1 protein-coding gene is annotated in these 963 nt (G+C 78.5%); it reads left to right on the top strand.

Annotated elements, in window-relative coordinates:
• Nucleotides 1-2: 2 nt before the first annotated feature.
• A partial coding sequence (locus KBX39_RS31985) for a bifunctional adenosylcobinamide kinase/adenosylcobinamide-phosphate guanylyltransferase (RefSeq protein ID WP_312247528.1) occupies nucleotides 3-963 on the top strand: 961 nt, incomplete at its 3' end.

Raw genomic sequence — 963 nt, 5'->3', positions numbered from 1 at the left:
GTATCCGCTCCGGCAAGTCCGAGATCGCCGAGTCGCTGGTCGCCGACGCGCCCCCGGTCCGGTACGTGGCGACCGCCCCGGCCGGGGATCCCGTGGACACCGAGTGGGCGGCCCGCCTCGCGACGCACCGCGCCCGCCGGCCGGGGAGCTGGACCACCGAGGAGACGGCCGCGAACCCGGGCCGACTGGTCGAGGTGATCGCCGCCGCCGGGCCGAACGAGACGCTGCTCGTGGACGACCTGGGCGGCTGGGTGACGGTGCTGCTCGACCCGGCCCACCAGCCGGCCGACGACACCGCCACGATCGCCGAGCTGGCCGCGGCGGTGCGCTCCAGCACCGCCCGGCTGGTGCTGGTCAGCCCCGAGGTGGGCCTGTCCCTGGTGCCCACCACGCCGCTCGGCCGGGCGTTCACTGACGCGCTCGGCGCCGCCAACCGCGCGGTCGCCGACGCCTGCGACGCGGTCGCGCTGGTGGTCGCCGGTCAGACCACCTGGCTCAAGCCGGCCGCTCCGGCCCACGCCGTGCCGCCCGCCGGCACGTCGCCCGAGGCCGGGCCGAGCCGCGACGCGGCGCCCCAGGTCGCGACAACCTGGGCCACGGCACCCCGGCCCGCGCCGGACCAGGCCGCGCCGACCGGAGCCGCCGCGAGCCGGACCGCACCGGCTCAGGCCGTACCGGCCGACCTCGGCGCCGGGGACGTGACGCTGCCCGAGGTGCTCACCCCGGCCGCCGCCCCGCTGCCCGCCCCGGCCGCGTCCGACGAGCCCGGCACGGGCGACTGGGCCGCCCCCACCATGGCGCTGCCGATGATCGCCACCGGCCTGGTGATCCAGCCGGGCATGGAACTGCCGATGCCTGACGACTACACCGGTCCGCAGGCGGTCGACCGGCTCGCCACGCTCGACCTTCCCGGCGCCGGTCTGGGCGTGCTGGAGCAGGTGGTCGGCTTCGCGGCCGCCACCC

The organism is Micromonospora sp. D75 (assembly GCF_018070405.1).
GTDB classification, from domain to species: domain Bacteria; phylum Actinomycetota; class Actinomycetes; order Mycobacteriales; family Micromonosporaceae; genus Micromonospora; species Micromonospora chalcea.
The sequence above is the reverse complement of the archived record's forward strand: the minus strand, read 5'-3'. Positions and strand labels throughout refer to the sequence as shown.